Source organism: Monashia sp. HAY1-2A (assembly GCF_056755315.1).
In genome coordinates this window covers 1-236 of sequence record NZ_JBNDHY010000775.1, presented here as the reverse complement: position 1 = coordinate 236, position 236 = coordinate 1, and the positions used below count along the sequence as shown (strand labels likewise).

1 protein-coding gene is annotated in these 236 nt (G+C 71.6%); it reads left to right on the top strand.

The features are described 5' to 3' along the window. Window positions 1–189: methionine adenosyltransferase domain-containing protein (locus tag ACPYOM_RS23870; protein WP_481347886.1), on the top strand; the 189-nt coding region annotated here is incomplete at its 5' end. Window positions 190–236 lie beyond the last annotated feature (47 nt).

The window sequence follows — 236 nt, the reverse complement described above, 5'->3', positions numbered from 1 at the left end:
CGCCCCGCCGCGATCGTCGACGCCTTGGACCTCCTGCGCCCCATCTACAAGCCGACCGCCGCCTACGGCCACTTCGGCCGCACCAAGGCCGACGGCGTCGACAACGCCTTCACCTGGGAGCTGTCTCTTATACACATCTCCGAGCCCACGAGACGCGTAGTAATCTGGGGGGGGGGGGTTTTTGTTTAGGGAGGGGGGGGGGGGGGGGGGGGGGGGGGGGGGGGGGGGGGGGGGGG